Origin of the sequence: Candidatus Borrarchaeum sp., assembly GCF_019058535.1 — an archaeon.
Classification (GTDB): domain Archaea; phylum Asgardarchaeota; class Sifarchaeia; order Borrarchaeales; family Borrarchaeaceae; genus Borrarchaeum; species Borrarchaeum weybense.
In genome coordinates this window covers 1-6,965 of record NZ_JAHPYX010000023.1, presented here as the reverse complement: position 1 = coordinate 6,965, position 6,965 = coordinate 1, and the positions used below count along the sequence as shown (strand labels likewise).

The following is a 6,965-nucleotide window of genomic DNA, read 5'->3' as shown; positions in this document are numbered from 1 at the left end:
TCACTAATTCGTACAGATGTCAATTTTATCGTTTTCTCTAGAGCACCCAGTTTCGCGATTTCGAAAAGCATGAAAAATTCTGAGGTTTTTATTTTGTCCACGAATTTCATTTAACTTACCAGCAATTTTACCTGTTGAATTAACTGATTAAGTTTATACTGAAAAGTTCTGCAATTTTGTTACCGGAAATAACAAGCTATTCTTAACGAACTATGTATTATTTCTTAATAGTTAATCTTTAACTTTATCGGCGGGAAATCTCCTTCCGAGAGGGAGGGGATGAAAGTTGATGTCTTTTTATAGTTACTTGAACCCTCTATATATGGTACCATGAGTGTACCCGTAATGCCCGACTGGGTGGAGGTATATCCTCCTGTAAGCGACCAGTCAGCACGTGACAGGGCTAAACGTAAGGATGTCCGTGTATGAGGTCTTATCCAGCTTGGCAAGATATTCCCCTTGTTGTTTACAGTTTGCTAACCTGTCGGTCAGGCAGGTAATAGATCAATAGCATCCTGCAGGCAGATAAAGAAGGGGCAGGATAAGGGTGAGCAGCGTGTGCAACCTGGTAAGTTTCCGTAAGCCCATAAGTGTAGTGACAGTGGCGAAGCGTCGCCTCCCGTGAGAGAGCGAGAACTGCAGTGGAAAGCTGGAAGCCCCAACCGAAAGGGTGGGGAGGATGTCACTGTAAATCTCTTGAATTTTCAGTTTTAAAATATAGAAAATGAAAAGCGCTGGTTTTTTATATACATTTTTTAATAGCGTGTGAGTTGACGCAATATGCAAAGCGAGAATGGAGATCCATGGTCGAAATTAGATCGTCTTCAAAGTCTTCCTACTTTGTTAACAGATACATTAACAGATACAATGATTTTTATCTTCCGATTGGGTTGGATGGTTGGCGGTTTTGTCTTTGCTATTGGACTCATATGTTACATGTCAGGCATCGATGAAAGGAATGGCAAGAAAATGATATTCGGTGGATTCTTATTGTTTATGCTATTTCTTTACTTGGATACTGGTATCTGGATTAGCCTCTTTGTATAAAAAACTCTTCTTCGTTAATAATGAGAGGTGCTCTTATTTCATAGTTCCCACAAATTATCTCTGACTCATTTTTTTACTTTTTAATTATATTTAGCAAATCCTCGTAGATTTCTTTCTCGTTATCTCGATCTGTCGATCGATATAGTTTTTCAACTATTAACTCAGGCGTGCTCTTAGCTAAATGATTAAATTTTGGTGTTCGCTCAACAATGAGTTCAAGGTTTTCATCTAATCCACTTGCTTCAATACCGTCAATTCTAATAAGATCTTTAATAGTTTGAGATATTTCACCAGCTAAATGACTTACAAAGACTGCACAGCATTTTTCATTTTTATAAAGCATTTCTAAAATGCCACCAATAACCTTTGCGCCAGCTCCAGGTTCCGTTATCGATTCAAATTCATCAACTAGAATAAGTTTGCTTTGAGGGCTAAGTATAACCTCTGCAAATCTTTTTAATGTGGATTCAAAAGCCCCAGCACTAAGTATTCCAACAGATTTTGAAAAATAATAGATTTCTTCAAAAACAGACGAGAAAGCAGCACTAGTAGGGACAGGTAGTCCCATTTGTGCCAAAATGGCAATTTGACCGATCAACTGAAGTGTACATGACTTACCTCCAGAGTTTGCACCACTTAAAACGGCAATTCGCTGTTGATTAGTCCCTTCTAGAGCAAGAGGCACATTGCCAATAATATAATCAATGGGTATTACTCTTCCTTTACCCTCAAGTTCTTCATTCTTTAGAAATAGGTTTACACCTTTTTGGAAACCAATTCCTGTGTGTATTGTATCAATTGTAGGCGATAATAACTGATATTCTTTAGAAAATCTTCCTATAGCAAAGAATAAATCAAAGTCAAGTAGAGTCTCTACAATTTGCTGAATAAAGGAGATATGAATTTTGCCTTTGTTAGCAAGTTCTTTTAGAAGTTGATACTTTCGTGCAACAAATTTCTTTCGAATATTATCAATGATTTGTCTTCTCTTTTTTTGATTAATTTCGATGGGATACATCAATTCTCTTGGAAAGAGATTGTCTAGCCACTCAACTTCTTCATCTTTGAAATTTAGTTGATTACAGAGTTTATCTTCAGCTTCTTGGATAATGTCAGTCATTAAATCGCTGATATTATCTTTTAAATAATGTTGGAATTGTTGAGGGGATCCTGTTTCTGAACCAAAAGCCTTGATTAGGTTAAGAATCTCATTGCCTTCTATTGTTAGAGAACTTTGTGAAAGTTTATCTACAAGTTCTTTATTAATCCAAAGTTCGATATCGGAAACGAGCCCATCAAAATCCCTTAATATAGATCTTAAACGATCCAATTCAGGATCATATTCATCTGCTATTTCACCATTAGGCTTGATATTCTTCATAATAGCCTTAATGGTGCTAGTCGATTGAATTTCAACTTGATTTACGATTTCTCTTAATTTATCATTAGATGAACTCCAAAATAATTCAACCAAGTCAAAAGCAGCCAGAATGACATCATAATTAATGGAATAAAAGAAGAGAGTTTTCTCTGGAAGTAATTCATCTTCAGAAATACTTTTGGAAACTATTTCTACATTTGAGCCTTTATCAAGAAAATCAAGTTCATGCTTGTGAGCGATATAAATGATATAATCATAAGTTTGAATATAGTCCAGAGATTCCTGAGGTGAATCCACGAAACTAATATTATATACGTCATTAATTTCGTGCGTAATCAATCGTTCATAGGTTTCCTTATCATCAGTTAAGAGGACACGATCTGTAATTCGAGTTTTATATTCTTGTATTTCAATTGGTTTCATTCTTGAGAGAAAGCTACAGATTCGACTTATATCTTCTTCCCCAAGTTCTTCTATTAATTCTTTAGCATTTAGAAAGGTCTTTTGACGCTCCTTTATTTTATCAATGTGAGTAGGTGGTAATGGGAATAAGAGGGCCATTTTGTGTTTTGAAAATGAAGTATTGGCATATGGACGGATGAGATCTAGTATTTGTGTATAGATTTTTCTAATATCTTCAGTTACCAAGACTGTTTCAAGCCTTATACCCTCAAGTAAATCATAGGCTGACATGACGATGGACATTGCTAACTTGCTACCCAATAGCGGAATTGAAGTTAAACGGGCAATATCTGCATTGACGATTGCACGAAGGGCGGCTTCTTCTGATCCAAAATGGCTAAGAAGTTTTTGTTTTAATTTTGGACCAATTTTTGGAATATCGTCTAAAGATATTTGTGATATGGATTTACTATCGATCATTCTAAATCACGTTAAAGAGAAAATCTTTAAGCAATATATGATTTGTCGGAATTACTTTGTGAGTTTTGGATACTGCAAACTTAAGTTAGTATTGATTTACACGTTAAGTTCTAGATTTATTAAAGAAATCGCTTTTATTATAAATGAATACAGAAAGCAAATTCTTGTTAAATAATTTTTTAAAAACTATAAATTTTCAACTAAAAATAATTTGCATAACTTCGTTAAACTTTATCTCATTCATAATTTAAACTACTTAGAGAGTAGATCAGTAACACGTTTTGCATAGGCCCTCAATACTCTCACAGAGAGTCCAAGGCTTGTTGCCTCACGGCCAGCGCCAATAAGTACAAACTTTCCTGCATCTGTTAAGATTATATAGCCTGATTTTCCTCTTACTATTACTTCAGACAGTTTTTCAAACCCCATTTTATCAACAGCCATTTCTCCAGTACTTAATATGGCTGCTGATATAGCAGATAAGAGATCAGAGTCCACCTTTCCTGCAGCAAAAAAGGCAAGATGTAATCCCTCTTTGGTGATAACAGCAATCGCCTCAAGCTCTGCATAATTTACGACTTCTCTTAAGATTTCAGTTAAATCACGTTGCTTTTTTGGACTAAGTTTAAACACAGAAGCGCCTCCGTATCGTAGGAAAATCTTTTTTTAAATAATATATCTTAGAATCTAAATAGATTTTTGTATATTTAGTCTTTTTTATGCAACTCCTAAAAAGGATTATTAACAACATCTTTCAATTTTTATCTTTAAAGTATTTGCGCCGCTTTCATGCTAAAAAATACCAGAGGAGTGCAAAAAAATAGATTTTAGATCCGTCATATATTACATTCGCTAATCTCTGTAGACTACGTAGGTTCTATCTAACGAACTATTTGTTCAATCAAATAGATATTCTTTTTTAAAAATACTTATAAGATCAAATAACATTATTAATAAAAATGAACAGATTTTGAAATTACTTGATTGAGTCCCTGAAGGAAAAGAGTTTCTTGGAGGATTTAAATGACTGAATGTATTCTTCAAACATGTCCTGAATGTAGAGGTAAAATAGTACTAAACAGAGGGCTCTATGTTTGTGAAAAATGTGGTCTAGTGGCTGATATCCAGTATGTACCTCAGGACTATATCATTTCGGTAAGAACAGATAGAAACGAGTTATCAAAACAATATGTCAGCCCAGGCAATAGAATAGATATTATTGATGGGATAGGTAGTTACATCGGCAATTTTAAGGAAAAAAATACAAGAGATCATCAGGGAAATTTACTTACAAAGGAAAAAGAACTCTATTTCAGGAAATTAAACCGAATTTACAATTTTAGAGCACGTATACGTCATAAGGAGTCCCAGTACAGAGTATTAAAATCATTAAATCGTGCAGTTACCTTGCTTCAGTTATCTGATAAAACAAAACAGAGAGCCGCTTATATTTATAGAAAGAGCCTTAAAAACGCTGACCACAAAGAAGTTTCAACTCATCCTGTCTTAATGGTTGCAGCACTTTTCATAGCCATCCGTGAAATGCGAGTACCTATTACACTACAAGAAGTTGTAACTGCATTTAGACAACTTGGACATAGAATTCCTATTAATAAAGTAATGCGTATTATTGAGATGTTGAAAAAAACTCCAGGAATTGAATTAAAAAGAAGGAAAAGCGAAGATTATATCCCTCGACTTGTTAGCAAGATTGTTAGACACCCTGAGGTCGCACTGCGCATTAAGCGTCGGTTATGGTCTCCTTCAGAGTATCAAACATATCTTATGAAAACGGCATACATGCTTTTAGAAAGTATCACTGCAGAACAACGCGGCGGTAGACATCCATACATCTTTGCAGCCTCAGTGATTTATGGTGCTGATTTATTGATTGCGAAACAGAGTAAAAGACGATCTGTCCTCACTCAAAAATTATTGGCAAAAATATTAAATGTCGCCGAATACAGTGTCCGCGATCATTATTGCACTTTATTGAAAAAATATGTCAAAGGTCAACAAGAAACCCCCATAATTATGTAAGGTACTTTCGTTTGGCATATTTGTAAAGGTAATTTAGTCCTGATTGGGAAAATATCTTCTCAATAACCTTAGCGGTTTTTTTTTCTTTGATAGTTTTTCTTAATTCTGCTGGTGCAGATTTATACACCCATGCGTTATGAATTCCTCTCAATTGTAATCCACGGACTCCTCTTACTTTAAGGTTATCAAATTCTAAATAATGGCAGATAGGGCATCCACAATTTTCATTGAGAAATGCTTCTTCATCTAATATTTTATGTGCTGAAGGCCGCTTTCTTTTCTTTGTATTAGATGCAATTGCACGAGGTCCTGTATGTTGCAAATGTATACTTCCAAACCGTGCATTATGTAGGTGTGCAGATGTATCTACACTATCGGCACCTAGGAGAAACAAAAGAAAAGCAACAAGATACGAAACACCAAAGAAATGAATAAAGACGTCGGGGTACTTTTTTCTTATAGTGATGAGTAAATCGACTAAACTTTTTCGATCAGAGTACATTAAAATCGGCACGAAACTGCCAATTGCAAGAAAGGCTGTGTTTTCTAAATTATTTATTTGGTCGATGAGATATTTTTCATTGTATCCATGGATCACTGGAATGAAATCATTCGGATAATGCTTCCTCCAATATTCATTGCTCCTTGAAGTCTTCTCAATATTCTTATCGATTTCATCATTCTTCATTTTAGGAGTTAATGGGTAATCTAATGGTATAGCGATATCTGGCTTGCTTGTCTCTTGGATTTGAATAATTGTCTTTCGATCAATATTTCTTTTGAATCGTTGAATCTGATAGCCACCTGAGTCCATCATTAGTACGCCATTAAAACCCAAGATTTTACGAACACGAACAAAATCAATTTTTTGGACTGATAGGTCATAAGCATTAAGCAATATACTCTCAACATCGAAATAGTGCCAAGATAGAGGGTTTCCTCGATTCAATGAATGTCCAAGGAATATACATGGACTCTGTAATATTTTTCCATTAACATGCAAAGTTCCACTTCTTGCCCATCCATCCATATCGTGAACTTGAAACTTCACGTTCCAGCGCCTCTCTTACGAATTAACTTAAACAAATGAACATTTTTTCTTATATATTTACTTGAACAAAGCAAGAAAGCACCACAGCTTCAGCTTGGTGATGAATTGCGGTAGGTGTGTATGTTCACTTTCATTAAGGGGTCTGTCTAATACTTTAATAGTGGTGTGCCTCTTATACTAAGATGACTAGCGAGTGAAAGGCTGGGATCGCTACCTCCAACACTAAGACTTTTGGTAGTGTCACAGTTCAGAGCATGCTATCAGCCGCATTCCGAAGGAGGGATCACACGCACACTTGAAGTAAAGGTGCATACTCCATTAGACTGCGATTAAAGTGGATCGGTGGTTTCCTTCTACCAAAACCTGTTCGCGTTGCGGTAATATCCGGGAAATCGGGTTGGATGAACGAGTCTATGTCTGTGAGGTCTGTGGGTTAGTGATGGACAGAGACCATAATGCCAGTGTGAATATCGAGACCGAAGGATTAAACCAACACGTGGTTGTACCTACGGGACGTAGGGATGTTAAGCCTGTGGAGACTGAATCCTCTACTGTGGTATCACT

General features: G+C 35.7%; 7 protein-coding genes. 3 read left to right on the top strand and 4 right to left on the bottom strand.

The genetic code is table 11. The features are described from left to right. Window positions 1–224: 224 nt before the first annotated feature. Window positions 225–449, bottom strand: coding sequence for a hypothetical protein (locus QVB70_RS01410; RefSeq protein WP_287582643.1), 225 nt, complete (start codon window positions 447–449; stop codon window positions 225–227). A gap of 331 nt (window positions 450–780) precedes the next feature. Between QVB70_RS01410 and QVB70_RS01405 the strand changes: the two genes are divergently transcribed. Beyond that, on the top strand, window positions 781–1,047 hold the full coding sequence (locus QVB70_RS01405) for a hypothetical protein (protein WP_287582641.1): 267 nt from the start codon (window positions 781–783) through the stop codon (window positions 1,045–1,047). A 73-nt stretch (window positions 1,048–1,120) separates the two neighbouring features. Here the strand turns inward: QVB70_RS01405 and QVB70_RS01400 are convergent, their stop codons facing one another. Together QVB70_RS01400 and QVB70_RS01395 are read right to left on the bottom strand one after the other, a co-directional pair. Next, window positions 1,121–3,310, bottom strand: coding sequence for a helix-hairpin-helix domain-containing protein (locus QVB70_RS01400; RefSeq protein ID WP_287582639.1), 2,190 nt, complete (start codon window positions 3,308–3,310; stop codon window positions 1,121–1,123). Between the two features lie 252 nt (window positions 3,311–3,562). Continuing rightward, window positions 3,563–3,943 (bottom strand): roadblock/LC7 domain-containing protein, encoded by a 381-nt coding sequence (locus QVB70_RS01395; protein WP_287582637.1) that lies wholly within the window; start codon window positions 3,941–3,943, stop codon window positions 3,563–3,565. Window positions 3,944–4,333: 390 nt separating this feature from the next. On the opposite strand from QVB70_RS01395, the gene QVB70_RS01390 reads away from it, so the two are divergent. Beyond that, entirely contained in the window at window positions 4,334–5,350 is a 1,017-nt protein-coding gene (locus tag QVB70_RS01390; protein ID WP_287582635.1) for a hypothetical protein, read from the top strand. Here QVB70_RS01390 and QVB70_RS01385 read toward each other — a convergent pair. After that, entirely contained in the window at window positions 5,343–6,401 is a 1,059-nt protein-coding gene (locus QVB70_RS01385) for a tRNA-guanine transglycosylase (protein WP_287582633.1), read from the bottom strand. The genes QVB70_RS01390 and QVB70_RS01385 overlap by 8 nt on opposite strands. Window positions 6,402–6,735: 334 nt before the next feature. Between QVB70_RS01385 and QVB70_RS18420 the strand changes: the two genes are divergently transcribed. Next, window positions 6,736–6,965 (top strand): zinc ribbon domain-containing protein (locus QVB70_RS18420; RefSeq protein ID WP_342766532.1); only part of this gene is annotated, 230 nt, incomplete at its 3' end.